The sequence below is a fragment of the Silvibacterium bohemicum genome (assembly GCF_001006305.1).
In the GTDB taxonomy this organism is placed as follows: Bacteria; Acidobacteriota; Terriglobia; order Terriglobales; family Acidobacteriaceae; genus Silvibacterium; species Silvibacterium bohemicum.
The window spans coordinates 96560-122388 of sequence record NZ_LBHJ01000001.1 but is presented as its reverse complement, the minus strand read 5'-3'; the positions used below and the strand labels follow the sequence as shown (position 1 = coordinate 122388).

Below are 25829 nucleotides of genomic sequence, written 5' to 3'. Positions count from 1 at the left end.
TGATGTTTCCCGGCTCCCTCTCAAAAGTTGTCATCCTGAGCGAAGCGAGTCGAAGGACCTGCAGTTTGCCTGTGCAATCACGAATCTTATGGTCAGAGCCTACATTCTGAATTCAAGAAGAAAGCATGTCAAAGAGTCTCACTGTCCCATAGAGGGTCTGTATCAGGGCACGACTTCAGTCGTGCCGCTTCGCACATGGTTTTAATGGGGCTTTAGCCTCTGAAATACATCCGGCCATGACAGCCACAAACCATCCGTGAGTCCAGTTCCAATCCACAGACTAGCGCAAACTATCCCGGCCAATTCAGAATGGGTGTGCTTCAGCAAACACCAAAAGCAGGAGAAACAGATTTGCTAACCGGCCTCGCCATCCGCGCTCTCTCGCTCACCTTGGCCCTATCGGCGAGCAGCACAGCCCGGCTGGCGACCGACCTCGACGGCCATACTCTTGCTCGGCTGGCTCCTCCAGAAGCCCATGCAATCGTGCTATTCTTTGCCGCCTCCGATTGCCCCATCTCGAACCGGTACGTTCCCGAGATTCAACGCCTGGCCAGGGAATTCAAATCGGACGCCGTGCATGTGTGGTTCGTCTATCCCAACCCCGGAGACAGCGCGAAGGTAGTCCGCGCGCACAACGCGGAATACTCCATCGACACGCCGACAGCGCTCGATACGTCACAGGCACTGGCACAAATGGCGCATGCCACCGTCACCCCCGAGGCTGCAATCTTCATCCCGGAAGGAAACAATCTGCATGAGGTCTATCGCGGACGTATCGACGACCGCTACATCGCCTTCGGCCGGGAACGCCCCCAGGCCACACATCATGATCTCGAAGATGCCATCCGCGCTGCGCTCGCCCATCGTTCCATCCCGCAGCCGGGCGGACCACCCGTCGGCTGCTCGATTGTGACCCTCCACCCATGAAAAGACGATGGAGCTGGCTCGCGATCCCCGCGATTCTTTATGTAACTTGCACGATTACAAAATTGCAGGTTCATGCCGCACCGCAAACAGAAAACCCGATCACATGGTCGAGCCGCATTGCACCCATCGTCTACGCGAACTGCACCACCTGCCATCATCCCGGAGGCGGCGGCCCGTTTAGTCTCCTGACCTATGAGGATGCGAAGCGATGGGGCGCGCAAATGGTCTCCGTCACGCAGTCGCATTACATGCCGCCCTGGCTGCCCGAGCACGGCTTCGGTGACTTTGCCGACGAACGTCGCTTGAGCAGCGTGGACATTGCCGAGCTCGCCCAATGGGTGAAGCAGGGTATGCCGGAAGGCAACGCAGCGGCGGCTCCCGCCGCGCCGAAATATAGCGAGACCTGGCAGCATGGCAAACCCGATTTAATCCTTTCCATCGCGCAACCATTTCATCTCGCCGCGTCGGGAACAGATGTCTTTCGCAACTTCGTTTTGCCCTATCCACTAAAGGAGACTCGCTACATCCGCGCCATGGAGATTCGTCCCGGAGCGCCGCAGATCGTCCATCACGCCAACTTGCTCATCGATCGCTCGGCATCGTTTCGCCGAGCACATCCCGATCAATGGCAGCAGGGTGTTCCCGGCATGGAGCTCGAAGTCGATGCCGGCAACGACTTCGACCCCGACAGCCATTTCCTTTTCTGGAAGCCGGATACCGCCGTGCTGGTCGAGCCCGAGGGCATGCCCTGGCGCCTCGATCCCGGCAATGACCTCATCCTCAACATGCACCTCAAGCCGTCCGGCAAGGCCGAAACCATCTCCGCGGAGATTGGCCTCTACTTCACCGACCAGCCTCCCTCGAAGCAGCCCATGCTTCTGCAGCTCGAGCACGACAGCGCGCTCGATATCCCCGCCGGCCGGTCGAACTTTGTCGTCGACGACGAGCTCAAGCTGCCCATCGATGTCGAAGTGCTGGGTATCTATCCTCACGCGCATTATCTCGGCAAGGTGCTCGAGGCATGGGCCGCGCTCCCGGATGCACAAAAGAAATGGCTGATCCGCATTCCTGATTGGGATATCGATCGCCAGTCCGTCTATCGCTATCGCAAGCCCCTCCTGTTGCCGAAAGGCTCGATCATCCACATGCATTACATCTACGACAACTCCGCGGATAACATGCACAACCCTCACAATCCGCCGGTGCGCGTGAAGGCCGGCAATCGTTCCGAGGACGAGATGGCGCATCTGTGGCTGCAGGTGCTGCCGGTGAATACAGCGAAAGACGGGCCTGATGCACGGCTGCTTTTGGAAGACGCGTGGATGCAAAACAAGCTGAGCAAAGATCCGCATGACGTCATCGCGCTCTACAACCTCGCCTCCTCTCTCGCAGGCCAGCACAAGTACACGGACGCAATCGCCGCCTTCCAGCAACTGCTGGCCGTACATCCCGAGGACGAGCGCGCGCTCAACGGTCTCGGGGCATCCTTCGATAACTCCGGAGATTGGCAGCAGGCGCAGAAGACTTTCACGGAATCCGTCACTGCTCATCCCGAATCCTGCGATAGCCGATTCAATCTGGCCAGCCTCGATCTCAAGCACGATCAACCCGCCGATGCGGAGCAGCAGTTTCGCGCCATGCTGGAGCATTGCCCCGACGATGCAGGAGCGCATAGCGGATTGGGCTCCGCGCAGCTTGCTCAAGGACAGAGCGACGCCGCTCAAGCTGAATTCCAGCGCGCGCTAACCATCGACCCGCATGATTTCGTCGCGCTCTACGACCTCGGCGATCTCGCGCTGCAAGCCAACCAGCTTACGCAAGGCATCGCTCTGCTCGAAGCCGCAGTCAAACAGAAACCCGGAGATGTCGATGTGCACGAACATCTGGCCGGTGCATACGCACAGTCCGAGCGGCTCGGCGATGCCGCAGCTCAACTATACGAGGCCATTCATCTCTTACCGGACAATGCCGCGCTTCATTCCCTGCTGTCGCAGGCACTCGAGGGTACAGGAGATCTGGAAGCAGCCATCGCAGAGCAGAAGACTGCGCTGCGCCTCTCCAGTGACGACGCCGACGGATGGAACAATCTCGGAGTGCTCGAAGCGCGAGCCGGCAAGAACACCGCAGCCCGCTCCGACTTTCTCCACGCGCTGCAGCTCGCTCCCGACCACCCGCAGGCGCGGGCGAACCTGGGCCATCTGCCTCCCGGTTGAAGCCCTCGTGCCAAAACTCGCCTGATCTTTCAATCGTAGGCTACGCTCGCTTAAAAAAACGGGCCAGAGTCGCGCGGCTCTGGCCCTGGTGTGAACAAATTCCATCCGTGTTGCAAGGATTGCAAGATGGCGTCTACAGCTCGCGCTTTGCTGCGTCCGCTTCCTCTGCCAATGTCTGCAGCGTGCTGAGGAACTTTTTGGATTGGCCGACAAAAAGGCCGTCCGCCGTAAAGCTGGCGATTGTGGCAACGGCTCCCGCGAACTTGTCATCGAGCGGCCGGATGACAGAGCAATGAGGCAGATTGGGACTAATGAATTCGCAAGGAACCGGGAAGATCAGGCTGGGTTGAACGAGCGGATTGAGTGGCTGGAAGAAATTTGGAAAGGTCAGGCCATTGGCCGACCGGGGTGCAACAGGAGCTTGCACTCCATTACCGGCAAAGTCCACCCACTCCAGAAAATGCATGATCTCATCTCCGCCGATCCCGAGAGTGATCTTCAGGACCTCCAGGCTGCTTGCTTTTTGGCTGAGCGCCGCATACAGACTGGAGCCACCCTGCTCGATATAGCCGAAGTGGAAGGCTGCTGTATTTGCAATGACCTGGATATGATCGCTTCCGTCAAAATCGGCATTAGTGATGGGGATGGCAGTACGGTTGTTGATCTTGATAGCTTGAGGGAACGTGGCGCCGAAATCTGGGTTTGTGGCGCTGCGATAACGGATATACCAGCTGGTGTCCACATTCAGGTGCATGAGGTTGGTGAGGCGCCCGATATCCTGAGCCCCCGAGGCTTGGCTCCCCTGCAGAGTGCGGAACTCGTCGAAGTTGACCGGATCCTCGTTTTTTGATTCCAGATAACCATTGAGAAAATTGGCGTGACTGATCTCATCCAGGGTGTTGCTTGTGATGTACTGCGGGCCGTCGGGATCGAGATTCGATAGAGCCGCCTGATAACTGTTCAATTGCTGGTTCGGATCGACTTCAATGGGCATGCCGGAAGTAAGGCCTCCCAGTTCTGCATACTGCACCCACAAATCGGACTCGATAAGTTCCGCTGCGGCCAAAAAACGCAAAATTGCGACGTCGCCTTTGGTAAGTCCACCGCCGCCGTTCTGGGCGGTGGCGGACTTACCTCCAGCGAGTAATCCAGCGCCAAGAGCTGCACCACCGGCGAGCATGCCGCTTTTCAAAAACTTGCGGCGACCCACCGAATCTTTATTAAGATTTGTTGCATTTGCCATAAGTCTCCATTCAGAGCGCGGGCCGAGGGGAGTCGACTCGCAGAACGAAACTAGACGCAGCAAAGTACGATGCGTGTCACATCGATGTCAGGGAATTGTCATTTCGGAAGGACAGAATTTGGTTAGCTAGTTATCACGAATTTTACTGCCAGGTACTTTCATGGAGAGAAAACAACTACTTTCACATAAGTCGACGGCGAACTAAATCTAACGCTTGCTGACTGGCATATTGGCGGATACGATTACGGTCCCCGGTGAATTTCTTCTCAACCACTTCGGTGCTTTCGCCATCGCTCACGCCGATATAAACCAAGCCAACCGGCTTCTCTTCGCTGCCGCCGCCCGGCCCTGCAATGCCGGTTACACCTAAGCCAAACGTCGTTTTGCAGCGTTCTCGAATGCCCTCGGCAAGAGCGGCTGCCACTTCGCGGCTAACTGCTCCATGCTGCTCGATAAGCGCCGGAGATACGCCCGCGAATTCGGTCTTCAATTCATTCGAATAAACCACGGCGCCCCCGGCAAAGGATCGCGACGCTCCGCTGATGTTAGTGAGCCGCTCGGCGATCAGACCTCCGGTGCAGCTCTCAGCTACCGACAGCGTAGCCGCGCGCAGCTCCAGATAGAACAGAACGATCTGCTCCAGCGTCTCGCCCTGCGAAGAGTAGATGAGATCTTCGAGCTCTTCTTCGATCCGGCCGGCCAGCTCATCCACCCGCCCCTGCGCCGCTTCCTGTATGGATTTGCTGCACACCAGGTTCAGCTGAATATCTCCCAGATGCGCGAGGATCGTCGTCTCCACATCCTTGAACTGCTGATAGATGGGCGCAATGCGCGCATCGGCCGCGGATTCGCCGATCATCGCTGCCTTCAGAACCCGCGTGGCGATATGCCGCTGCGGCAGCAGCTCGCGAAGCCGCGGCATGCACTGCTCATCGAACATCGGCTTCAGCTCGGAGGGCGGCCCGGGCAGCAGCATCACCAGCTTGCGATGCTCGCCATAGATGGTATCCAGCATCTGGCCGGGAGCCGTGCCCCGCGCATTCTCGAGGATGGTCGCACCCTCCAGGGTATCGGCCTGCTTCTCGTTGTTCCGCGTGATCTGCATCCGCCGCGCCGCGAAGCGCGTATACAGCTCCGCAATGAGTTCGGGATTGCGCTTCAGGCCGATCTTGAGCGCCTCGGCAACTGCTTCCCGCGTCAGGTCGTCCTCGGTCGGCCCCAGCCCGCCCATAATCACGACGATGTCGGCCCGGCCCAGCGCATTGCGAATGGCCTCGACCAGATGTTTTTGCCGGTCGCCAACGATGGTCTTGAAGATGACCGCGACGCCCAGCTGATTCAGCCGCTCGGTCACATAAAGAGAATTGGTGTCCTGGCGCCACGGCGTCAGCAGCTCAGAACCAATGGCAACGATCTCCGCGTTCATCGAGCGCCGGCCAGTCTGGATTCAGGATTGAATTCTTGCCCACTCACTTTAGTAGAGTTGCCATCCCTCAACGCCCAACGGTACATGATAAACGGAGCTGTTGGTGGCCACGAGCGCGCTTCCGCCGGGAACGAAGGTAAATCCCACGATGCCCGATCCGGCAATGACCAGCTCGGCCTCATCCGGCTGCGTAACGCGGACCACGCCGCGACGCCCCTCGAAGGAAGCGGCAACATAGACTGCGCCGGAGACATCGACCGCGACACCCTGCGGTCGCCCCAATCCCCGATAGAAAACCGTAATCGCCCCATCCCGGTCGATGGCGTAAAGATTGTCATAGCTGGACGGCGTCGGGCCTGTCACATACAGCGTGCCATCGATACCGAATGCCAGGTGGTAAGCCGCAACGCTCGGCTCCAGAGTCGCAAAGACAAAGATCTGGCGGTCGGGAGCAATCTTGAAGATGGTGCCGCTGCGGTCGCCGACGTACAGGTTTCCTTCGCCATCGAAGGCCATCCCGGTGGCAATCCCCATGCCCTCGGCGTAAACCGACGCCGCTCCGGCCGGGGTCACCCGGTAAACTGTGCCTTCTTGTCGCGAGGAAACATAAAGGTTGCCATCTTCTCCCACAGCCAGGCCCGTCGCGTTCATGATGCCGCTGAGAAAGGGCCGCATGTCGCCATCCTTCTCGATGCGGAAGACAGAAACCGGTGTCTCCTGCCCGCGCGACCCGGAGAAAGTAACGTAAACATTTCCATCGCGATCCACGGCAGGGCTCGAAACCGCGTGGACTCCACTAGCCAGCAGAGATGCGACAGACAGATCGACGGAATTGCTCTGCGCGCCGTTCTGCAAAATGCGCAGGCGTCCGCTCTCGGCTTCTTCGGGAATGCGCAGTACAATGCGCTTGTTGCGGCTCATCAGGACCCGCGCAGCCAGCTCGCCAACCATCGCCACCGGACGCCGGTAGGAAATGGCGCCCAGATTGGCCCCGAGAATCTCGATCTCTCCGCCGGGGAGGGTTACATCCGGCTGAACGGACTCGATGCGCGGCGCGTTGCCCGAATCGGATTTGATAAGTGGCGTCATTTTTTCCTAAAAAGCTCTTACCACCAATGATGCACGATCAGGCACGCGAGTAGAGCGTAAATCCCGGCGGCAACATCATCCATCATGATACCGAGACCGCCGTGCAGCCGCTCCAGCTGGCGAGCCGGCGCAGGTTTTGTGATATCGAAAAGACGAAAAAAAGCGAATGCCAGCAGCGCATGACGAATTTCGACCGGCGAAGCCGCCAGCGCGATCCACTGTCCCGCCACTTCGTCGATGACCACATGCCCCGGATCTTCCCGCCCGCTCTCCCGCTCGACGATCGATGCCGCGGGGATGCCGATAAGGGTCGCGAGCACGCCCGCCGTGAGCGTAGCGGCCACCAGAACTGATGTACTAGGATGGGTCGCCCGAGCCGCGAAAAACCAGAGAGCCGTCGCCGCCAGCGAGGCCCAGGTTCCAGGACCGGCGGGAAGCAAGCCTATCCCGAAGAAGGTTCCAGCCAGCCATGCCCACGTCGTGCGCCCCCACCGGACCTTCGCAGTGGAAACAGGAGACGTGGAAGCTGGAGGTTTAGCGGTCGCCGCGGTCATCGTCGTCTTCCTGGCGTCGCGGAGTATTTTCCAGTCCTTCCAGGACATCGGGATCGAGAATTGGCGACGAGATGCGGTAGGCCCCGCTGGCCCACTTGCCCAGGTCGATGAGCCGGCAGCGGTCGCTGCAGAAGGGAAAATTTCCTTCTCCGGCAGTAACCAGCGTGCGGCAGGTCGGACAACGTAATGCGCGATTCGGAGGAGTGCTCATCTTTAACTTGTTCGGTTCAGATAATCGTTCTATCCAGATATGGATGCTGAACTCTCGGAAATGACGCGGGCCACCACGTCATAATCGTGCGCCTCGGTAATCTCGCAGCGGTAAAAACGACCGGCAACCAGCTCGTCGAACGGACCGAAGTCGTTAATATAGACCGTTCCGTCGATCTCCGGTGCATGGAACTGCGTCCGGCCCTCCCACAGCAGCGGCGTCTCTTCCGATTCGCCTTCGACCAGTACATCCAGCGCGCGGCCAACCCAGGCCGCCTTCGCCTTCTTGCTGATGCTCTTCTGAATCGTCATCAGCTTGCGCTTGCGGCTTTCGATAACCCGCTGCGGAACTTTCTCCCCGAGCGAGAACGCCTTCGATCCATCTTCATCCGAATAGCCGAAGACTCCCAGCCAGTCGAACTTCGCTTCACGGACAAAATTGCACAGCGTTTCGAAATCCTGCTCCGTCTCACCCGGAAAGCCGACAATGAACGACGTACGCAGCGCAATTCCGGGAACCGTCTCGCGAACCTTCGCCACCGTCTTCAGGAAAATCTCGGCATTCGCCCCACGCTTCATGCTCTTGAGCACCGGCCCGGAGGCGTGCTGCAACGGCACGTCGAGATACTTGGCAATATTCTCGTGCTTCGCGATGGTTTCGAGCAGCTTGCCGGTGATCTTATTCGGATAAGCGTAGAGAAAACGCAGCCAGACCAGGCCGGGAATGACCGCCAGACGATCCAGAAGCTGCGCCAGCCCGTCCTTGAGCCCCATGTCTTCGCCGTAGCAGGTCGTGTCCTGGCCGATCAGCGTAATTTCCCGAACGCCCTGCGCCACCAGGCTCTCGGCTTCGGTGATTACCGACTCGAAACGCCGGGAGCGGAACTTGCCGCGCAGATTGGGAATAACGCAGAAGCTGCAGGGGTGGTCGCAGCCCTCGGCAATCTTGATGTACGCAGAAGCCTTCTTGGTCGCCAGCAAACGCGGCGTGGTGTGGTCGTAAAGATACTGCGGGAGCTGGGCTTCGGCTCCGTCCCACTCGTTGCGGGAGAAGCGGCCCTGTTGCTCGCGGAGATCGCCTTCCGGCCTGGCTCCGGTGGACGCGGCAGCTTGTGCGCCGGTCAGAATGGTAAACGGCGAGGGCTCAGTAATCTGCGGCGCGGGAGATGAAAGCCCCGCGGCGGCCAGAATCTGCTCCAGTTCGCCGGTGCCGACCACGGCGTCGACTTCAGGGATATTCTTGCGGATCTCGTCCCGATAGCGCTCGACCAGGCATCCCGCCACGATAAGCTTGCGCGCCGTGCCGGCGGTCTTGTGCTGCGCCATCTCCAGGATGGCGTCGACCGACTCCTGCTTGGCGGCATCGATGAACGAGCAGGTATTGACGACAAGAATCTCCGCGGCGTTGACGTCGGAGGTCATCTCGGCGCCGGCGCGATCGAGCAGACCCATCATCACTTCGCTGTCCACCAGGTTCTTGGGACAGCCGAGCGAGACGAATCCCACGCGGGGGCGGGAGGGAACGGATTTTGAGGAATCGGCGAGACCGATTGCAGGCTCGTCGAGGAGAGAGTGGGTCACACCCTTTATTTTACCGGATTACGGATGCTTGAGCGCATTCACCACAGAGGTCGCAGAGAACACGGAGGACCACCGACCCGGAAGCGATCTCTTTGCGTCCTTGGCGTCTCCGCGGTGAAAATCCGTCCCCTTGCCACGACGAGTGTTCGTATTCGCCCATGGGCCGCTCCTCGATCTCGCCATCAACATATTCGGCATCCGGCTCATAGGAAGAACGCAGATAAACTTCGACGGGAACTGAGGTGTGAGCGGCGGTGGCTGCCATCTTCCGTACCTCCGGAGGAAGTCTACACCGCGGCTAGATCACCCTCCGCCGAGGTGGTAGAATCGAACGTGTGCCGGGCCCTGCGCGGCGCAATCCCGCCAATCCCGCCAGGTCCGGAAGGAAGCAACGGTAACGGGCTAGTGCGTGCGCAGCAGGTCTCCCGGTACATGTAGATTTTCCCTCCTCGCTCCTTCTATTCCGCGTCTCCCTGCACCGCAATGGACAGCCCTCTCCGGCCTCGGCGACAATAAGGTTTTTGAAATCATTTGTTCTGGAGAATGTTCATTGACTCTCGCTGTCCGTCCAGCTGTTGCCCGGCGCGCCAAAATCAGTGCTATTGGAGCCTACGTTCCGCCCCGCCTGCTGACCAATAAAGATCTCGAGAAGATGGTCGAGACCTCGGACGAGTGGATCTACTCCCGGGTAGGAATTCGCGAACGGCACCTCGTCGAGCCGGGGATGGCCACCAGCGATATGGCAGTCGAAGCAGCCCGCGTCTGCCTCAAGAACCGCGGCATCGATCCCAGTGAAGTCGAGGCCATCATCATCGCCACTGTCACGCCGGACATGCTCTTTCCCGCGACCGCCTGCCTGGTTCAGGACAAGCTGGGAGCCAAGGGCGCCTGGGGATTCGATCTCTCCGCGGCCTGCTCCGGCTTCGTCTACGCCCTGCAGATGGGCACCAAGCTGGTGGAGAGCGGCGCGCATTCCAAGGTGCTGGTCATCGGCGCCGACACCATGTCTTCCATCATCGATTACACCGACCGCACCACCTGCGTGCTCTTCGGCGACGGAGCAGGCGCGGTCCTCATCGAGCCGACTGAAGAGGGCGAAATCGGCATGATCGACTTCGCGCACGAGATCGATGGCTCGGGAGCTGCAGCCTTGAAAATGCCGGGGGGCGGAAGCGCTCATCCTGCAACCGCCGAGACCATCGCGCAAAAGATGCACTACGTGCATCAGGACGGCCAGGCGGTCTATAAGTTCGCAGTACGCAAGATGGTCGAGACATCGGAAAAGGTGCTCTCCCGCAACAACATCTCCGTCAACGAACTGGCATGTTTCATTCCCCACCAGGCCAACCAGCGCATCATCGCCTCCAGCGCGGAGCGCCTCGGACTGCCGCTCGAAAAGGTCATCATCAACATCGACCGCTACGGAAACACCACGGCCGGCACCATCCCTCTGGCCATGAACACCGGCGTCGAGGAAAAGCGCCTGCACAAGGGCGACCTGGTGCTGATCGCCAGCGTAGGCGCAGGTTTCACGGTCGGCGCAACGCTGCTGCGCTGGGAATTTTAAAATTCCTCACGCCAGTCCCCTGAGTCATTGGTCACTTGCTTAGAATTGTCATCCCGACCGTAGCAAAGCGAAGTGGAGGGACCTGTAGTTGCAGGTGCCGCCACAGATTTTGCTTCGGCAACGGGCCATCACAGGAACAGTTGTAAGTTCGTCATTCTGAGCGCAGCGAAGAATCTCGACGATGCAAGTGAGAAAGCATCATCGCATCCCATCACCATTCCTTCGCCGAAAATAAATTCCTCAGAGAAGGAACGAACGCATTCAACCCGCAGCGCCGACCGGCTCTGCCGAACCCAGCCGCCGCTTGTCGTGCTTATACTTCCACAGCCCAAACAGAATTGCCGCGATTACCAGCCCAATAAAGCTCCACAAAATAACGTCCGACCATCCGGCCGCGTAGCCTGACCAGAGACGAATCACGCGGCGGCCATAGACCGCGCCCAGCCACGCCACCAGTCCATAACGAGCCGTGCGCGCAATCGCGACCGCCGTTAGAAACGGCCGCCGCTCCACGCCCAGCGCCCCGGCACAGAGCAGAAACGGCAGCAGCGGAATCGGCGGCGGCAGAACGCAGGCCACCATCACACTCAACATGCCATTGCGCTTGACCCATGGCTCGATTCGCTTCAGGAATCGCTCCGGCACATAGCGCTGCACCATGGCCATGCCGCCTTTTTTTGCCGCCTCCCAGGTGGTATAAGCACCGATCAAGCTGCCCGCGATTCCGGCAATAGCAAGAAGCCAGGGATTGCCGCGATGCGCGGCGAGAACCAGAATCAACAGGTCCGTGCTGCCCGGCAAGGGAAGAGGAATCGGCGAGGCATCGAGAATCGCAACCGCAAACACGCCGAGAAGCCCCAGATGAATGAGCCAGTGAGGCACCAACCGCTTGGGAGCAGCGTGTTTTTGGGCTAGGAGCACGCTCATTGGACGCGATGCACGGCTCTCAGGTCGCCAGCTCTCGAAATATCAGAGAAATTTGAGTGTTTGCACCGCTGGAAGCGCGCCGCATTCTGCTGCGTATCGGTAAAAAAGGTTCAAGCCGTCGAGGCAGGCATCGTCCAGAACGTAATGAACGTTGCGAGTAAGGTAGGTCCGCAGAGTGGCTGCAGGAACGGCGATGCGTGCCGACCACTCCGACACCAGATCCTCGGTGTGCACCAGCCCATTGTCGCGCGAATGCTGAAAGTCCTCGACCACCTGCGCCGCAGTGACCGTCTCCGGCGAGAAAGCTTCATCGCGCACCGACCAGAAAGCCGAGATCCAGGGCGTGCCCGTCCAGCTGCGCCATTCATGCGACAAATCGAGATACTCCAGCCGTTCGCCGGTTCGCGCCTCGCGCTTCTCGCGGTCTTCGAGAGCCAGCAGAGCGGGGTCGCCGATCAGCAACGCGGCATCGGCTTTTGCAAGCATCGCGTCAAGGTCTGCAGCATGCGGCAGAAACTCTGGAAAAATCTTCCACCGTTTATCAAAGAGAATGCGCGTGTAGGTCGCCGAAGTCAGCGATGCGGTGTCGAGCGCGACGCTCTTCACTCCAGTGACTCCATCACCAGCGCGCACCACCAGCAGAATCGAGCGGATGATATCGAGCGAAGCGACCGTGCAGCCTGGAATGATGCGCTGCCCGGACGCCAGCGCATACGCTGCGACCGGAACCAATCCGATATCGGCAGCTCCCGACTGCAGGCGCCGCGCACATTCGGCCGGTGTCGAAGAGAGAATCGTATACCGCTGCGCCAGCTCGCTCTTGCGCGGTTCGTGCTCGAAGTCCCACATCAGCGGTGCAGGGTTGACGAAATCAATGGCAGCGATAACTAGCTTGCGGGAGGCCGTGTTCACCAACCAGTGTAACAATCCGGCTCGCCACTCTTCCGTAACGGCCGAACGGATCATTCTGTCCGGCTTCTCCTTGACTTCCCCTCGGACCGCGCTTAACCTCCGAGCAAATCCTGAACCAAATTCCTAGAGGGACCTGCATTCATAGACGGGACCTGCATTTATAGACGGGTTGCGATTCCCTCTTCCGAGGCCTTTGCATGACGACCGCACTTGCTGGTGCGCCATCCGTCCCTGCGTTGAATGACGAGCGCATGGCGTGGATGGCTCTGGCCATGACGCCGAAGCTCGGCCCCCGCCGCATCCTGCGCGCCATCGAACACGCCGGAACCGCTGCGAAGATTCTCGAGATGCGCCTCACCGAGCTCGAAGGCCTGCAGTTCCCCGCCGAGAGCGTGCAGTTCATCGCCGGCGGCCAGGCGCGAGCCGCAGCCGACCAGCAGATGGAGGAGCTCATCAAGACCGGCGGATCTTTCTTGACCTACTCCGATCAGGCTTACCCCGAGCGCCTGCGCGAGATCTTCGAGCCGCCTCCTCTGCTGTGGCTGCGCGGCCATGCGCAGCTTCTCTCCGAGCCATCGATCGCAGTAGTGGGCACCCGCCATCCCACGCCTTACGGCTCCGGAATGGCGGAGATGCTGTCGCGCGATCTCGCGCATCGCGGCCTCATCGTCGTCAGCGGCATGGCACGCGGCATCGACACCTCGGCGCACAAAGGAGCGATCGCCGCCAGCCGCCCCACCATCGCCGTGTGGGGCACGGGCATCGACGTAATTTATCCCAAGGAAAATAAATCTCTCGCCGAACAGATCGTCGCTGGAGGAGGAACGATCGTCTCCGAACTTCCGCTCGGAACCTTCCCCGCTCCGCAAAATTTTCCCAAACGCAATCGCATTCTCAGCGGCATGAGCGTCGGCGTGCTGGTCGTCGAGGCGGCAGAGTACAGTGGAACGCGGGTAACCGCGCGCTGCGCCATCGAGCAGAATCGGGACGTTTACGCCGTGCCCGGCAACGTAACAACCAAAAACGCATGGGGACCTAACACGCTGATTAAGCAGGGCGCAAAGCTCACCGCGACATGGGAGGATCTGTGGGAAGACCTTCCTTCGCAGATCCGCCTGCAGCTGGAGAAGCGGGAGGGGCTTGCATCGAATGCGACCCCTGCTGCATCGTTATTTAAGGAAGAGGGACTTTCACCTCACGAAACTCGCCTGCTTGCTCTTCTGCAGCCCGACGAGGCGCGGCAGATGGACGAGATCATGGAAGAGTTGGAGGACGAACTGAGTTCGTCGGAGATTTTTACCGCGCTCTTCGAACTGGAACTCGCCGGTCGCGTGCGGCAACTTCCGGGAAAAAATTTCGTCAAGTGTTTTTGATGTTTTCCCTACGGGAACTTGCTTCCAAGGAGCCCGATCAAGCATCTTTCGCCACAGCGCCGGTAGATTCGAAGTGGCAATGCGTGGTAGCTTCCACAAATTGACAGTGATATATGTGCCGGAGCCGCGTCTGTTAGGATGCGATCCGATTGCAAAGGAAAAGAATGAGTAAATCTCTGGTGATCGTCGAGTCCCCCGCTAAGGCGAAGACGATCGGTAAATATCTCGGCAAAGACTTCACGGTGGAAGCCTCCGTCGGTCACATCATGGATCTGCCGAAAAGCAAGATCGGTGTAGACCTTGAAGGCACGAAACCCACCTTCGAACCGGAACTGATTGTGATTCCCGGCAAGGAAAAAGTTGTCGACCGGCTCAAAAAGCTGGCCGCCAAGGCCGATAGCGTCTATCTCGCGCCTGACCCGGATCGCGAAGGCGAGGCCATCGCCGCACATCTCGCCGATGTGCTGAAAGATTCAGTCAAGAAGAACGCGATTCATCGCGTCACCTTCAACGAAATCACCCCCAAGGCCGTGAAGGCCGCCTTCGAGCATGCCCGCAGCGTCGATCAGGATCTGGTCGATGCGCAGCAGACGCGCCGCGTCCTCGACCGCATCGTCGGCTATCAGATTTCGCCGCTGCTCTGGGACAAGGTGCGCCGCGGTCTATCTGCCGGCCGCGTGCAGACCGTCGCCCTGCGCCTCATCGTCGAACGCGAACAGGAGATCAAAGCCTTCAATCCGGTCGAGTACTGGACCATCGATGCGGATCTGCATCCTTCGCCGAAAGGCCAGGATTTCACCGCACGCTTCATCGGCATCGACGGCCAACGTGCGCGTGTCGAAACCGTCGACGCGCCGTCCCTGCCCGATCAGAAATTGACCGATGCAGCCGTGGCGCAGCTCAACAAGGCTGTGTGGTCGGTGCGTGATGTGGAGCGCAAGGAGCGCAAGCGCAATCCCGCCGCCCCCTTCACCACCAGCAAGCTGCAGCAGGATGCCTCGCGCCAGCTCGGCTTCAACGTCAAGCGCACCATGGGCGTCGCGCAGCGTTTGTATGAAGGCATCGACCTCGGCAGCGAAGGCGCCGTGGGTCTCATCACCTACATGCGTACCGACTCCACACGCGTTGCCCCCGATGCCATCAACGCGGTGCGCGGATGGATCAAAGGCAAGCTGGGCGAGAAGTATCTGCCCCAGACACCCAACGTATTCAAGTCGAAGAAGGATGCGCAGGACGCGCACGAAGCCATTCGACCGTCGAATACCGATCTGCATCCCGATGAGATCAAGAAGTATCTCTCCGACGAGCAGTACAAGCTCTACAAGCTCATCTGGCAGCGCTTCGTCGCCTCGCAGATGATGCCCGCGATCTTCGACCAGACCACCGTCGACATCATCGCCAAGGCCGATCGCAGTTACGACTTCCGCGTCACCGGATCGGTCGTCAAGTTCGAGGGCTTCCTCAAGGTCTACGAAGAGTCCAAGGAAAAGAAGGACGAAGACGACGAAGCTCTCTCGAACAAGCTGCCCTCGCTGAACGCCGGCGACAAGCTCACATTGAAGACGCTCAAGCCGGAGCAGCATTTCACCGAGCCGCCTCCGCGCTACAACGAAGCCTCGCTGGTGAAGGAGCTCGAAGAGCAGGGCATCGGACGGCCTTCCACCTACGCGTCGATCATCAACACCATCCAGGATCGCGAGTACGTGCAGAAGATGGGCGGCCGCAACGGGCGCTTCGTCCCGACTGAGATCGGTACCGTGGTCACCGGTCTGCTGGTGAAGAACTTCCCTTACATCTTCAACACCAAGTACACCGCAAAGCTCGAAGAAGAGCTCGACGACATCGAAGACGGTAAAGAGAAGTGGACCACTCTCCTCGGCGGCTTCTATGGGCATCTTCAAGGCGAACTCGCCGACGCGAAGACGCAGATGGAAGACATCAAGCGCATGGAGATCAAGACCGATCAGACCTGCGACGTCTGCGGCTCTCCCTTGGTCCTGAAGTGGGGCAAGTTCGGCACCTTCTATGCCTGCAGCGCTTACGACAAGAAGAAAAAAGGCAGCTGCACTTTCACCAAAGAGAATTTCGAAGCCAAGCCGAATCTTGCCCTCTCCGGCGGCGATGAGGCCGAGACGGAAGAAGAGTTCTGCGAGAACTGCGGCCGCGTGATGGTGCTGCGCAACGGTCCGTGGGGTCCGTTCATGGCCTGCCCCGGATACAACGAGGATCCGCCCTGCAAGACGGTGCGCCGGCTGAACCAGAAGGTGCAGCAGAAGCCCCCGCAACCGCTCGACGAGAAGTGTCCGAAGTGCGGCGAGCAGCTCTTGCTGCGCAACGGACAGTACGGCGAGTTCGTCTCCTGCTCCGGATATCCGAAGTGCAAGTACATCAAGCAGAACACCATCGGCATGACCTGCCCCAAGTGTCACGTCGGCGATGTCGTCGAGAAGAAGGCGCGCCGCGGCAATATCTTCTACAGCTGCTCCGAATATCCGAAGTGCGACTTCACGGCGAACTACAAGCCGGTCGACAAGAAGTGTCCGGAGTGCGGCAACTCCTACCTGATGGAGAAGACGCTGAAGTCCGGTGTCTATCTCGTCTGCCCCAACAACAAGAAGCCCGCAGCCGACGACGAGGAGACGCCCAAGAAGCGCGCCAAGAAAGGCGCAACCGAGAGCGAGGTCGCCTGCAGCTATACCAAGCGCATCGGCGACGCGCCGGTGGCTGAAGAACGGCCGCTGCCCACAGCCAAGACGCACGGTCCGTTGGTGGAGCAGCCGGTCGGCTGATGCTCAAGTGTGGACGAGGGAAATAATTCTCCCGTCCACGCTTGATCGCTCCTCTCTGAAGGAATTCTCAAGCAGTTTTCTTATAAGTCTGTATTCTCGAACCCAGCATGATGCGGTACGAGGTCGTCAATTCGCTGGAGCTTCCGCTCCTCGCCTTGCAAGCGTTCCAGATCGTCTTTCTCTGGATACACGACTGGGTTCCGCTTGGCCGTCTCAACGATGTCTCCGCGGTGCGCAGTCAGGACACTCGCCGGCGCCTGGTGATCGTTACTCTGATCCAGAGCGTGCCCTACACCATTGGTTTTGTCTTCAGCGCGCTGTCCTTCGGGAAGCGCTACCCGCATTGGCTCGATCTCTGGCTCTGGATAAGCTATGGGCTGCTCTTTGCAGGCCAGCTACGGGCCTGGTGGGTGCCCTACCTTCTGCGACCGGAGCCGGAGCGGGCTGCTCGCTATCGGCGCATGTTCGGCAACACTCACACCTTCCTGCCGCCACACAATGGGCTTGTGCCAAACACCGCGCATATCCTGCTACATATCGCCACCGCAGCAACCTTGATCCTTTTGTGGATAAAGCCGAACGCGTGAGCAACCAGCGCTGGCCGTATTTGCCGTCACCAAACTCGCTGTGATTGCAACTGGTTCTTCTCTTCCTTTCCCTCACCGCTCATTCCTTGTAGACTCGTCCGCGGAGCCCCGTATGTTCGAATCGACCCTCGCCACCGCTCAGGACGCCGAGCTGATCCTGAAGCTCTATAAGCTCCGCACTGAATCGACCATGCGGGAGGCCCGCAAGTGGGTGGTTTGTGAATTCTTTCCCGACACCCCCGAACAGGTAACCGCCCTGCAGTCGAACATCTCGACAACCGAATCCGCCTGGCTGCGGCAGGTCTGCTCCTACTGGGATATGGCGGCGGCCTTCGTCCTGCACGGCGCCCTGAATGCCGAGCTCTTCCTCGATTGCAATACCGAGCCGTTCTTTCTCTATGCCAAGTTTCAACCGCTCTTGCCCGAAATCCGCAAAAAGTCGCCGCGTTTCTTCGTCAAAGTCGAGCAGATCATAGCGGAGTATCCTGCAGCCCAGGCGCAAGTAGACCTCATGACGCAAGGCATGCCTTCGCGCAAGGCGGCAGCCCAGGCGGAAAAGGACAGCAGCCCGTATCGGTAAGCCCGCAGGCTGCCGCCCAACGCCTGCTGCTCGGTGGCCAGCCGAATATCCGCACTCTGGGTTGGCAGTTCGGATTCCACAGGACCCTCCCCGCGCCCTTTGCATCTGCACGCCGTCCGCCGCATCTGCTAAGGTGAAGTGTCAGATTTTCAAGGAAAAAGGTTTCGCGGGAAATGGCAAAGGCAATTTGGAACGGCAAAGTTGTCGCGGAAAGCGAAGCGACTCAGACAGTTGAAGGCAATATTTACTTCCCGGAGACTTCCGTGAACCGGGACTACCTGCGTCCCAGCTCCACCACGTCGACCTGCCCCTGGAAGGGCCAGGCTCGTTATTTTTCTCTAATGGTCGACGGCCAGGAGAATCAGGACGCCGCCTGGTATTACCCCGATCCCAAGCCCGCCGCCCGCAATATCAAAGGGCACATGGCCTTCTGGCGCGGTGTCGAAATCGAGAAATAGCCGAGCGCGCCCGAGCTCCCGGCGCGTTGCTTTCTCATCCCAAATTTATCTCCTCATTCGGAGCCAGGCATATATTTTATGTGCTGAATTTCTTGCGCGCGCCCCCTCTCCCCGAGCCCTTGACCCCGCCCTCACCCGTTAAATCATTCCCGCGGAAACACCGCTTCCGTCCCCACCACAATTTTCACGCCTTGATTCAAATCTCCGCTTGACACGCCCAAATCTGTAAGCCAATACTTACCGTAAGTGGATACTTACGTTCAAACCGCGCTCGAGGCTCTCGGAGACGGAACCCGCATGGCCATCTTCCAGAAACTTACCGCCGGCCCCTTAGCCGTTCATGAACTTGCCGGAACGTTGCCGGTCAGCCGTCCTGCCGTCTCCCAGCACCTGCGCGTGCTCAAAGAGGCTGGATTGATCACCGGCAGCAAGAACGGGACCCGCCGCGTCTACCAGTTGAATCCCGAAGGCATCGCCCGCCTGCGTGCGCACTTCGACCAGATGTGGGGACAGGCCATGAGCGCGTTCCAGAAAACCGTGGAAACAACCCGGCCCGAAAGCCGGACCGGAGAAAATGATGACCCAAACCATGAGTAGGCCCGTACAGGAAGCCGGCGGGGAAGCTGCCGCTGTCCGCAAGAGCGTGCGCGTGCAGGCGCCGATCGAACATGCCTTCCGCGTCTTCGTGGAACAGATGGAGACGTGGTGGCCGGCGACCCACCATATCGGAAAAACTCCCTTCGCAGCCATCTTCGTCGAACCTCGCGTCGGCGGCCGCTGGTACGAGAGAAATGCCGACGGGCAGCAATGTGAGTGGGGAACGGTATTGGCCTGGGAGCCCCCGCATCGGGTCGCCTTGTCCTGGCACGTCGGCCCCGGACACGACCAACCGGATTGGGTCTGCGACCCGGATATCGCCAAGGCCAGCGAAGTCGAGATTCGATTTACCGCCGAGGGACCGGGAACCACTCTGATCGAGCTGGAACACAGCAAGCTGGAGCGCCACGGCGAAGGTTACGAGCAGTTGCGCGCCATCTTCGACGGTCCAGGAGCTTGGATCACCATCCTTGAGCTCTTTGCCAAGGCCGCGGAGAAAGAGGCTCGGGAATGAAGGCTAGCCTCTCCTTGCGCATTGCATCCGTGCTGACCTTCATCCACGCGCTGCTCCACACCGTAGGCGGCATGCTGGGCAAGCCTGCGCCCGGCCCCCAACAAATCGCGGTGGCGGCGATGAAGGTCAACCGTTTTCTCGTCCTGGGAAACCTGCGAAGCTTCTGGGATTTCTACATGGGTCTCGGTTTCGGCGTGAGCATCTCCCTCACCATCGACGCCCTGATTTTCTGGCAGCTCGGCTCGATGGCCAAGACCGATTCCGGCCGGCTGCGGCCGCTGTATCTCCTCTTCGCCATCGAATACGCCGCACTCGCCGTCAATTCCAACCGATACTTTTTCATCGGGCCGGTGATCGCCGAAATCTTGATCGCCTTTTGCCTGGGATGGGCGATCTTTGCGCCGACGTCGATCGAGCAGAGCAAATGGAACCGCCGGCCAGCCACGGAACGGATACAAACCTGACGCCGCGATACGCATCCGTTGAGGCATGATCTCCTGGATCCTTGCCCTACTGCGTTCGCACCAGCGCGACTGGACGATTGGCGTCATCATCCTGGTTATTGCCGTAACCGTAAGCGCGAATGCTCAGCGCATCCTGCTCGGAAGCCTGAAGAGGCTTCGGCCGAATCGCGAAGGCGACAGCGGCGGCCATTCCTTCAAAATTGTTGCCCGCATTCGCCGGCCTGCGCAGGCTCTGGTCATCCTCACCGGCGTGGGCATTATCCTGCCCCTGCTCGGCGACGTCCCTCCGCACTACCTGGAGATTCTGCAGAAAGCTCTCGCTGTCCTCTGGTTCCTGTCTCTGGGATGGCTGCTCGTCGCGCTCGTCTACTGCGCCGAAGATTTTCTGATGATGCGCTACGACATCAGCGTATCCAACAACCTCCGCGCGCGCCGGGCGCGGACGCAGATGCAGCTGATGCGCCGCATGGTGATCACCCTGCTGATCATGGTCGACGCCGGCCTCATCCTCTCCGTCTTCCGGGATTCTCAGATGTGGCATTACGGCGCCGGTCTGCTGGCTTCCGCGGGATTGGCCAGCCTGGTGCTCGCGACCGCTGCCAAAACCTCGGCCTCCAACTTTCTCGCCGGCCTGCAAATCGCCATTACCGAGCCCATCCGGCTGGACGACGTGGTCATTGTCGAAGGCCAGTGGGGCAGGATCGAAGAGATCACCACCACCTACGTCATCGTCGCCATCTGGGACCAGCGCCGGCTGGTGGTGCCGCTCACCTACTTCATCGAGACGCCCTTCGAGAACTGGACGCGCAATACTTCCGATCTGCTGGGCACATCGTTCCTCTACGTGGATTACTCGGTGCCGGTAGAAGCTCTGCGCCAGGAATTTACCCGCGTGCTCGAAGAGTCGCCGCTCTGGGACAAGCGGGTAAACGCGCTGCAGGTGACCAATCTCTCTGAGCACACTATGGAAATCCGCTGCCTGTTAAGCGCAGCCGATTCCAGCCGGCAGTTCGATCTACGCTGCATCGTCCGCGAAAAGATGATTGCCTTCATCCAGAAGAACTATCCCGACGCCTTCCCGCGCACACGCTTCAGCGCGATATCGCGCCTGACCGAAAAGACACCGGCCGAGAACGATGGCCATTTAGCGATGCAGGGCTTCGATCATTCGCGGTAATTACCGATACAAATATCCCCATGAGTCGAGCCCCGCATCTCTCTTATTCACATGCACAGATCATGCCGGCAGGCCGGTACATCGAGCTGTTACTTCTGCTTCGCCGGTGTTTCCGTATGAATTTCAGTTAGCCATTTACCATTGCGTTTGACCCATACAGAGGAGGCCAGAAGATCCGCAGATATCTTCTGATCGCCGCACATTGCAGTGGCATCAACGCCGTAAACAATAGCGGCCGAGTTCGGAGTTAGTAAATGGACCTGAGGGTCTTTGAATTTAAAGTAAGAAATTCCGCAGTTTTTCATTTGGGCAAACATTTCATCTGCGGACCACGCTACTCCCGACGCATCGATATCGACGTAGCCCGGGGCCAATAGCTTCTGAGCAGCGGGAATGTCGATCCGGGTTCCCACCCAGGCCTGCCATGACGCGGTTTCATTGGCGAGGATAACTTTCTTTACATCCTCTGCATGTAAGGGTCCCACGAAAGACAGGATTGTGAAAGCTACGGATACGAATTTCATTTTCAAGTGCAACGGACAGATCTCCCCAGGAAAGCAGAATAATTTCCTAGATATAACAACGTGAGGCGTAACTTATTTCACGAACGAACGATCGTTCGACGGGCTACCTTCATCGAATGCAATTTCCAGAAGCTCAGTGCGTATCGTCTTCACGATCATGCGAAATCTCGTGCCGGTCCCCACAGGCTGGCGACCTCCGGCGCTAGCGGAACAACTTCAAATCGATCGAGTCCGACATCGCCTTGTAGCCCGCATCGCTGGGATGCAGGTGGTCTCCATGATCGTTCGCCGGCAGGAACATGGCCGGGTTCTGCGGATCCTGCGTAGCCTTGTCGAAATCGATCACGCTATCGAAAACTCCGCCGGTCCTGATCCATTGATTCACCGCCTGCCGAACGACCTCGCCGGCTTGGGACGAATACCCGGCTCCCATGTAAGGCGTGAGCGTCGCACCAAAGACCTTGATGCCGTGCTGGTGGGCGCGAGTGACAAGCTGCGTCAGCGCAAAGAGGATGTCCGGAGCCGTCAACGTGCTTTCCGGATCGCCGGTCTTGGGAATGCGCCCGATATCGTTGATGCCCTCGAGAATGACCAGGTACTTGACTCCGCTCTGCGCCAGCACATCGCGATCGAAGCGTGCGACTGCATTGGGCCCGGCGCGATCGTAAAGCAGGCGGTTGCCGCTGATGCCCTCGTTCAGAATGGAGAGGCCCGCGGTCTTCGCATCCGCATGCAATCGTTGAGCAAGAAGATCCGGCCACCGATGGTTGCCATCGACGGTGGAACCATATCCGTCGGTAATGGAATCGCCGAAAGTCACGATAGCCGCAGCATTTTTATCTGTCGTGCGCACATCGACCCCTTTGACGAAGCACCATGATTTCAGCGTTCGTGGATTCTCCAACGAGGCCGCTGGCGTCGCATCTCCTGCAGCAATGTAGTTGGTCGATGTCCCCAGGTCGTGGCACGTAGGAGTCGCAATCGGCTGCTCGGGCAGATACACACTGATCGCCAGATCGGCGAAAGCTGCCGCCGGCAGAGCAACTGGATCGCTCACCACCATGCCGCCGGCGGGGATCATCACCGTCGCACGGCCATTGAAGGTCAGCGCGCGATCGCTTCCCTCCTGAACCTTGCCCTCCCCGCCGCTGAGTGCAAGATGCGCCGCACCGACATTGAGCGATGCCGTGCCGAATTCATTGGTAAGCTGCACGCGAAGCGAATCTCCGCCCAGGCTGATGTGAACGATGTTGCGATACGTGGAGTTCGCCACCAGCTGATCGATATTCACCGCCATCGGCGAAGCCGCCCATGTCCCCACCCACTGGGGAGCAGCTTTATCTGCTGCATTCGCGACCGCGCACCAGACAAGACCAAGCAGCACCGCACACCCAAATCGCATTCTTGAATTCATCATCGCTCTCAGTATTTTGAAATTAGTTTTCGGGTCGAAGGAAAGCCCGCTCCATGATAGAGCAGGCAAAACCCTGTTTAGTCTTCCGTACTTTTCCCAAAATGAAACGAATGAAAAGACTTTCGTCACCTCGACAGACCGATTGTCGTGGGAGTGTCGCAGGGAGACGAGTAGATTGCGTGAATCAGGCGGCTCGTTTGGAGGGCATCTTCAGTAGGTACTGGACGCCGTCTGAGAAACGGTTGCAGGGTCTTAGTCAGCTCTGGGAGTTCGACTCTCCTGCCCTCCGCAGCACTGCAGCCAAAGAATTTTAATGTACCGCAATAAGGTCAAGGCATATACTGGTGCTATTCTCAGACGGCAAGCTACTTACTGGCGGTGCTTCATAGCAAAAGACCTCGGCATGACTAACCGAGGTCTTTGCTTTTGCAGCTTGGTATCGCCGGTGTCCTTCGCAAATTTAGTAGGCTAAAGAGATGCCTGCAATTGCTTCCCTCGAATGCTCCCGCTGTCACCAGCATGTTTCCGCAGATCTTCCTCAGACAGTTTGCCCTCATTGTGCCGGTTCGTTATACGTCCGCTATGACCTCGACGAGGTCAAGAAAAATTCCACCCGGCCCACGCCCGGCGGATTGCAGAACATGTGGCGCTACTCCGCCGTTCTTCCCGACGTAGAGCCGGTTACGCTCGGCGAGGGATGGACCCCGATGCTGCGCAGCCAGCGCTATCCGCAGCTGTATGTAAAAGAGGAAGCCACCAATCCCACCGGGGCATTCAAGGCGCGGGGCATGTCGGCCGCTGTCTCCATGGCCAGGCACTATGGCCTCAAGAAGCTCGCTGCGCCTTCGGCAGGAAACGCCGCCGGCGCGCTCGCCGCATACGCCGCCGCTGCAGGGATCGAAGCCCATCTGTTCATGCCGCGAGATGTTCCCTTTGCCAATTACCTCGAAGGCGTAGCCTACGGTGCGCACGTAACGCTGGTCGACGGGCTCATCTCCGATTGCGGCCGCATGGTCGCCGAGCGCAAAGACGCCGAAGGCTGGTTCGATATCTCCACGCTCAAGGAGCCCTTTCGCGTAGAGGGCAAGAAGACCATGGGCTATGAACTGGTCGAGCAGTTAGGCTGGGAGTATCCCGACGCCGTCTTCTATCCCACCGGCGGCGGCGTAGGCCTCATAGGCATGTGGAAGGCCTTCGAAGAGATGGAAGCCCTGGGGTGGGTCAAACCCGGCAAGCGCCCCAAGATGATCGCCGTCCAGGCATCCGGATGCGCCCCGGTAGCCCGTGCTTACCGCGAAGGCGCTGCCGTCTCGAAGATGTTCGAAAACGCGTCGACCTTCGCCGCCGGACTCCGCGTACCCAAGCCCTACGGCGACTACATCATCCTCGACGTGGTCAAGGAGTCGGGCGGAACGGTCATCGATCTCAGCGACGAGGCTATCCTCGATTCCCTCCTCGACTGGGCGCGCAACGAAGGGTTGCTGCTCTGCCCCGAGGGCGCGGCTGCCACCGCAGCCTACGATCACCTGATCAAGACCGGCTTCCTCAAGCCTTCCGACCGGGTCGTGCTCTTCAACACCGGCTCCGGCCTCAAATACGTCGACATGATCGCGGAAGCCATGGGTTTGAAGCGGCCTGCGGAGAACGAGAGCCCCGAGGAAAAGAAATATCCCGAACGCAGCCCGGTGGGCGGAATCATTACTCCGGTTTAAATTCGGCATCGCAACCTCCCGTAGACTGGAAGCCATGGCATCTCCGGTAAGGATTTCTCCGGTCAAGCTGGTGGCGATCGACATCGACGGAACACTGCTGCCCTCTGCCGGGACCGAGATCAGCTCTCGGACCCGGCGGGCGCTGCAGGAAACCGAAGCGGCCGGCATCGAGATCGTCATCGCCACCGGCCGGCGGCAGGCCTACGCGGCCCCGCTGATCCAGCCCGCAGGCTTGAAGCCTGCCACAGTCCTGATCACCTCCAACGGAACCGTCACCCGTACGCTGGGCGGCGAGCACCTCGACTGCTTTACCCTCCCCGTCGAAACCGCGCGCGAGCTCTGCCCCATCCTCCGCCAGTTCGGAGCGACAACCGTCTTCACCTTCGACCGCGAGGGTCCGGGCGAGCTGGTATTGGAATCCATCGCACAGCTGCATGCGCGCATCTCCCTGTGGGTCGACGCCAACCGGCGATGGATCGAGGAGGTTGTTCCGCTGGAACGGGCCTTCGATTCCGGCGAAGCCCCGATCCAAAGCATGGTCTGCGGCACCGTCGCCGAGATGCAGCGCGCCGAACTGTGGCTCGCCGCCAGCGAAATCTCCCGCAGGATCGAAGTCCATCGCACCGAATATCCGGGCCGCGATCTGACCATCCTCGATATTTTGCCGCCCGGCTGCTCCAAGGGCGTCTCTCTCGACCGCTTGGCGCGACAGCGCGGCATCGACCGCAAATCCATCATGGCTATTGGCGATAACTTCAATGATCTGGAGATGTTGCGCTTCGCCGGACAGCCCGTGGTGATGGCCAATGGCGCGCCCGACCTGCTCGCCATGGCCGAGCAGCAGGAATGGCGCATCGCCCCGCCCAACGATCAGGACGGCGTGGCCCAGGTTTTGGAGAGCGTGCTGGAGTCCATGGGCGTCCAGTCTGGTGAGAGAAATGCCCTGTAAGGCGCAGAGAGCGGGTAACTGGAGCATGGTAGAGTGAGCCTG

The 25829-nt window shown here is 59.4% G+C and carries 25 protein-coding genes, 1 tRNA gene and 1 other RNA gene; 16 read left to right on the top strand and 11 right to left on the bottom strand.

Annotation, left to right across the window (positions count from 1 at the left end; genetic code table 11):
- Positions 1-351: 351 nt before the first annotated feature.
- On the top strand, positions 352-927 hold the full coding sequence (locus XX99_RS00570) for a redoxin domain-containing protein (protein WP_050057440.1): 576 nt from the start codon (positions 352-354) through the stop codon (positions 925-927).
- The gene (locus XX99_RS00565) at positions 924-3140 is read left to right on the top strand and encodes a tetratricopeptide repeat protein (protein ID WP_082125134.1); all 2217 of its coding nucleotides are present in this window, start codon (positions 924-926) and stop codon (positions 3138-3140) included. The genes XX99_RS00570 and XX99_RS00565 overlap by 4 nt, the downstream gene beginning before the upstream one ends.
- Before the next feature lie 133 nt (positions 3141-3273).
- Here the strand turns inward: XX99_RS00565 and XX99_RS00560 are convergent, their stop codons facing one another.
- From XX99_RS00560 to XX99_RS00530, 7 genes are all read right to left on the bottom strand, one after another.
- The gene (locus XX99_RS00560) at positions 3274-4383 is read right to left on the bottom strand and encodes a hypothetical protein (protein WP_050057438.1); all 1110 of its coding nucleotides are present in this window, start codon (positions 4381-4383) and stop codon (positions 3274-3276) included.
- Positions 4384-4564: 181 nt separating this feature from the next.
- On the bottom strand, positions 4565-5809 hold the full coding sequence (locus XX99_RS00555) for a competence/damage-inducible protein A (RefSeq protein WP_050057437.1): 1245 nt from the start codon (positions 5807-5809) through the stop codon (positions 4565-4567).
- Between the two features lie 48 nt (positions 5810-5857).
- Positions 5858-6898 (bottom strand): gluconolaconase, encoded by a 1041-nt coding sequence (locus XX99_RS00550; protein WP_050057436.1) that lies wholly within the window; start codon positions 6896-6898, stop codon positions 5858-5860.
- A 17-nt stretch (positions 6899-6915) separates the two neighbouring features.
- Complete coding sequence (locus XX99_RS00545) at positions 6916-7452, bottom strand: phosphatidylglycerophosphatase A family protein (RefSeq protein WP_082125133.1); 537 nt, start codon at positions 7450-7452, stop codon at positions 6916-6918.
- Positions 7433-7663, bottom strand: coding sequence for a DNA gyrase inhibitor YacG (locus XX99_RS00540; RefSeq protein WP_050057435.1), 231 nt, complete (start codon positions 7661-7663; stop codon positions 7433-7435). The genes XX99_RS00545 and XX99_RS00540 overlap by 20 nt, the downstream gene beginning before the upstream one ends.
- Before the next feature lie 29 nt (positions 7664-7692).
- Positions 7693-9213 carry a 30S ribosomal protein S12 methylthiotransferase RimO gene (gene rimO, locus XX99_RS00535; RefSeq protein WP_050058039.1) on the bottom strand — a complete coding sequence of 507 codons (1521 nt, stop codon included), beginning with the start codon at positions 9211-9213 and terminating at the stop codon, positions 7693-7695.
- A 40-nt stretch (positions 9214-9253) separates the two neighbouring features.
- The gene (locus XX99_RS00530) at positions 9254-9508 is read right to left on the bottom strand and encodes a hypothetical protein (protein WP_050057434.1); all 255 of its coding nucleotides are present in this window, start codon (positions 9506-9508) and stop codon (positions 9254-9256) included.
- A 71-nt stretch (positions 9509-9579) separates the two neighbouring features.
- Here XX99_RS00530 and ffs point away from each other — a divergent pair.
- Positions 9580-9677, top strand: an RNA gene (gene ffs / locus XX99_RS26495) — signal recognition particle sRNA small type.
- A gap of 116 nt (positions 9678-9793) precedes the next feature.
- Positions 9794-10810 (top strand): beta-ketoacyl-ACP synthase III, encoded by a 1017-nt coding sequence (locus XX99_RS00525; protein WP_050057433.1) that lies wholly within the window; start codon positions 9794-9796, stop codon positions 10808-10810.
- A 261-nt stretch (positions 10811-11071) separates the two neighbouring features.
- On the opposite strand, the gene XX99_RS00520 is transcribed toward XX99_RS00525, so the two are convergent.
- Together XX99_RS00520 and XX99_RS00515 are read right to left on the bottom strand one after the other, a co-directional pair.
- Positions 11072-11737 carry a YqaA family protein gene (locus tag XX99_RS00520; protein ID WP_050057432.1) on the bottom strand — a complete coding sequence of 222 codons (666 nt, stop codon included), beginning with the start codon at positions 11735-11737 and terminating at the stop codon, positions 11072-11074.
- Between the two features lie 42 nt (positions 11738-11779).
- A complete protein-coding gene (locus tag XX99_RS00515; RefSeq protein ID WP_184084448.1) occupies positions 11780-12703 on the bottom strand; it encodes a menaquinone biosynthetic enzyme MqnA/MqnD family protein in 924 nt (307 codons plus the stop codon).
- A 143-nt stretch (positions 12704-12846) separates the two neighbouring features.
- On the opposite strand from XX99_RS00515, the gene dprA reads away from it, so the two are divergent.
- From dprA to XX99_RS00470, 9 genes are all read left to right on the top strand, one after another.
- Positions 12847-14022 (top strand): DNA-processing protein DprA, encoded by a 1176-nt coding sequence (gene dprA, locus XX99_RS00510; protein ID WP_050057431.1) that lies wholly within the window; start codon positions 12847-12849, stop codon positions 14020-14022.
- 164 nt (positions 14023-14186) lie between these two features.
- Positions 14187-16811 (top strand): type I DNA topoisomerase, encoded by a 2625-nt coding sequence (gene topA, locus XX99_RS00505; protein WP_050057430.1) that lies wholly within the window; start codon positions 14187-14189, stop codon positions 16809-16811.
- Positions 16812-16918: 107 nt separating this feature from the next.
- Entirely contained in the window at positions 16919-17398 is a 480-nt protein-coding gene (locus tag XX99_RS00500) for a hypothetical protein (RefSeq protein WP_050057429.1), read from the top strand.
- Between the two features lie 112 nt (positions 17399-17510).
- Positions 17511-17978 carry a DUF4760 domain-containing protein gene (locus XX99_RS00495; protein WP_050057428.1) on the top strand — a complete coding sequence of 156 codons (468 nt, stop codon included), beginning with the start codon at positions 17511-17513 and terminating at the stop codon, positions 17976-17978.
- A gap of 173 nt (positions 17979-18151) precedes the next feature.
- Positions 18152-18436: a DUF427 domain-containing protein gene (locus XX99_RS00490; RefSeq protein WP_050057427.1), complete on the top strand. Its 285-nt coding sequence runs from the start codon at positions 18152-18154 to the stop codon at positions 18434-18436.
- A 246-nt stretch (positions 18437-18682) separates the two neighbouring features.
- Positions 18683-19033, top strand: coding sequence for an ArsR/SmtB family transcription factor (locus XX99_RS00485; RefSeq protein WP_082125132.1), 351 nt, complete (start codon positions 18683-18685; stop codon positions 19031-19033).
- Positions 19026-19547: an SRPBCC family protein gene (locus XX99_RS00480; protein ID WP_050057425.1), complete on the top strand. Its 522-nt coding sequence runs from the start codon at positions 19026-19028 to the stop codon at positions 19545-19547. The genes XX99_RS00485 and XX99_RS00480 overlap by 8 nt, the downstream gene beginning before the upstream one ends.
- Complete coding sequence (locus tag XX99_RS00475; protein WP_050057424.1) at positions 19544-20011, top strand: LIC_13387 family protein; 468 nt, start codon at positions 19544-19546, stop codon at positions 20009-20011. Before XX99_RS00480 ends, XX99_RS00475 begins: the two co-directional genes overlap by 4 nt.
- Positions 20012-20036: 25 nt before the next feature.
- The gene (locus XX99_RS00470; RefSeq protein WP_082125131.1) at positions 20037-21188 is read left to right on the top strand and encodes a mechanosensitive ion channel family protein; all 1152 of its coding nucleotides are present in this window, start codon (positions 20037-20039) and stop codon (positions 21186-21188) included.
- 89 nt (positions 21189-21277) lie between these two features.
- Here the strand turns inward: XX99_RS00470 and XX99_RS00465 are convergent, their stop codons facing one another.
- Complete coding sequence (locus XX99_RS00465; protein WP_231581132.1) at positions 21278-21712, bottom strand: nuclear transport factor 2 family protein; 435 nt, start codon at positions 21710-21712, stop codon at positions 21278-21280.
- 202 nt (positions 21713-21914) lie between these two features.
- Positions 21915-23114: an SGNH/GDSL hydrolase family protein gene (locus tag XX99_RS00460; RefSeq protein ID WP_082125130.1), complete on the bottom strand. Its 1200-nt coding sequence runs from the start codon at positions 23112-23114 to the stop codon at positions 21915-21917.
- Positions 23115-23325: 211 nt separating this feature from the next.
- Between XX99_RS00460 and XX99_RS27030 the strand changes: the two genes are divergently transcribed.
- The 3 genes from XX99_RS27030 (at position 23326) to XX99_RS00450 (ending at position 25787) form a co-directional block, all read left to right on the top strand.
- Positions 23326-23415: transfer RNA gene (locus XX99_RS27030), tRNA-Leu, on the top strand.
- 187 nt (positions 23416-23602) lie between these two features.
- Positions 23603-24838: a threonine synthase gene (locus tag XX99_RS00455; protein WP_050057422.1), complete on the top strand. Its 1236-nt coding sequence runs from the start codon at positions 23603-23605 to the stop codon at positions 24836-24838.
- A 34-nt stretch (positions 24839-24872) separates the two neighbouring features.
- The gene (locus XX99_RS00450; RefSeq protein ID WP_050057421.1) at positions 24873-25787 is read left to right on the top strand and encodes an HAD family hydrolase; all 915 of its coding nucleotides are present in this window, start codon (positions 24873-24875) and stop codon (positions 25785-25787) included.
- Positions 25788-25829 lie beyond the last annotated feature (42 nt).

What these genes read in the sequence shown, in the direction of transcription:
- XX99_RS00540 (WP_050057435.1), bottom strand. Translation starts at nt 7,663, where the DNA reads ATGAGCACTCCTCCGAATCGCGCATTACGTTGTCCGACCTGCCGCACG.
- XX99_RS00515 (WP_184084448.1), bottom strand. Translation starts at nt 12,703, where the DNA reads ATGATCCGTTCGGCCGTTACGGAAGAGTGGCGAGCCGGATTGTTACAC.
- XX99_RS00470 (WP_082125131.1), top strand. Translation starts at nt 20,037, where the DNA reads ATGATCTCCTGGATCCTTGCCCTACTGCGTTCGCACCAGCGCGACTGG.
- XX99_RS00460 (WP_082125130.1), bottom strand. Translation starts at nt 23,114, where the DNA reads ATGCGATTTGGGTGTGCGGTGCTGCTTGGTCTTGTCTGGTGCGCGGTC.
- XX99_RS00480 (WP_050057425.1), top strand. Translation starts at nt 19,026, where the DNA reads ATGAGTAGGCCCGTACAGGAAGCCGGCGGGGAAGCTGCCGCTGTCCGC.
- XX99_RS00545 (WP_082125133.1), bottom strand. Translation starts at nt 7,452, where the DNA reads ATGACCGCGGCGACCGCTAAACCTCCAGCTTCCACGTCTCCTGTTTCC.
- XX99_RS00565 (WP_082125134.1), top strand. Translation starts at nt 924, where the DNA reads ATGAAAAGACGATGGAGCTGGCTCGCGATCCCCGCGATTCTTTATGTA.
- XX99_RS00555 (WP_050057437.1), bottom strand. Translation starts at nt 5,809, where the DNA reads ATGAACGCGGAGATCGTTGCCATTGGTTCTGAGCTGCTGACGCCGTGG.
- XX99_RS00495 (WP_050057428.1), top strand. Translation starts at nt 17,511, where the DNA reads ATGTTCGAATCGACCCTCGCCACCGCTCAGGACGCCGAGCTGATCCTG.
- XX99_RS00490 (WP_050057427.1), top strand. Translation starts at nt 18,152, where the DNA reads ATGGCAAAGGCAATTTGGAACGGCAAAGTTGTCGCGGAAAGCGAAGCG.
- dprA (WP_050057431.1), top strand. Translation starts at nt 12,847, where the DNA reads ATGACGACCGCACTTGCTGGTGCGCCATCCGTCCCTGCGTTGAATGAC.
- topA (WP_050057430.1), top strand. Translation starts at nt 14,187, where the DNA reads ATGAGTAAATCTCTGGTGATCGTCGAGTCCCCCGCTAAGGCGAAGACG.
- XX99_RS00520 (WP_050057432.1), bottom strand. Translation starts at nt 11,737, where the DNA reads ATGAGCGTGCTCCTAGCCCAAAAACACGCTGCTCCCAAGCGGTTGGTG.
- XX99_RS00455 (WP_050057422.1), top strand. Translation starts at nt 23,603, where the DNA reads ATGCCTGCAATTGCTTCCCTCGAATGCTCCCGCTGTCACCAGCATGTT.
- XX99_RS00560 (WP_050057438.1), bottom strand. Translation starts at nt 4,383, where the DNA reads ATGGCAAATGCAACAAATCTTAATAAAGATTCGGTGGGTCGCCGCAAG.
- XX99_RS00465 (WP_231581132.1), bottom strand. Translation starts at nt 21,712, where the DNA reads ATGAAATTCGTATCCGTAGCTTTCACAATCCTGTCTTTCGTGGGACCC.
- XX99_RS00450 (WP_050057421.1), top strand. Translation starts at nt 24,873, where the DNA reads ATGGCATCTCCGGTAAGGATTTCTCCGGTCAAGCTGGTGGCGATCGAC.
- XX99_RS00475 (WP_050057424.1), top strand. Translation starts at nt 19,544, where the DNA reads ATGAAGGCTAGCCTCTCCTTGCGCATTGCATCCGTGCTGACCTTCATC.
- XX99_RS00500 (WP_050057429.1), top strand. Translation starts at nt 16,919, where the DNA reads ATGATGCGGTACGAGGTCGTCAATTCGCTGGAGCTTCCGCTCCTCGCC.
- XX99_RS00530 (WP_050057434.1), bottom strand. Translation starts at nt 9,508, where the DNA reads ATGGCAGCCACCGCCGCTCACACCTCAGTTCCCGTCGAAGTTTATCTG.
- XX99_RS00550 (WP_050057436.1), bottom strand. Translation starts at nt 6,898, where the DNA reads ATGACGCCACTTATCAAATCCGATTCGGGCAACGCGCCGCGCATCGAG.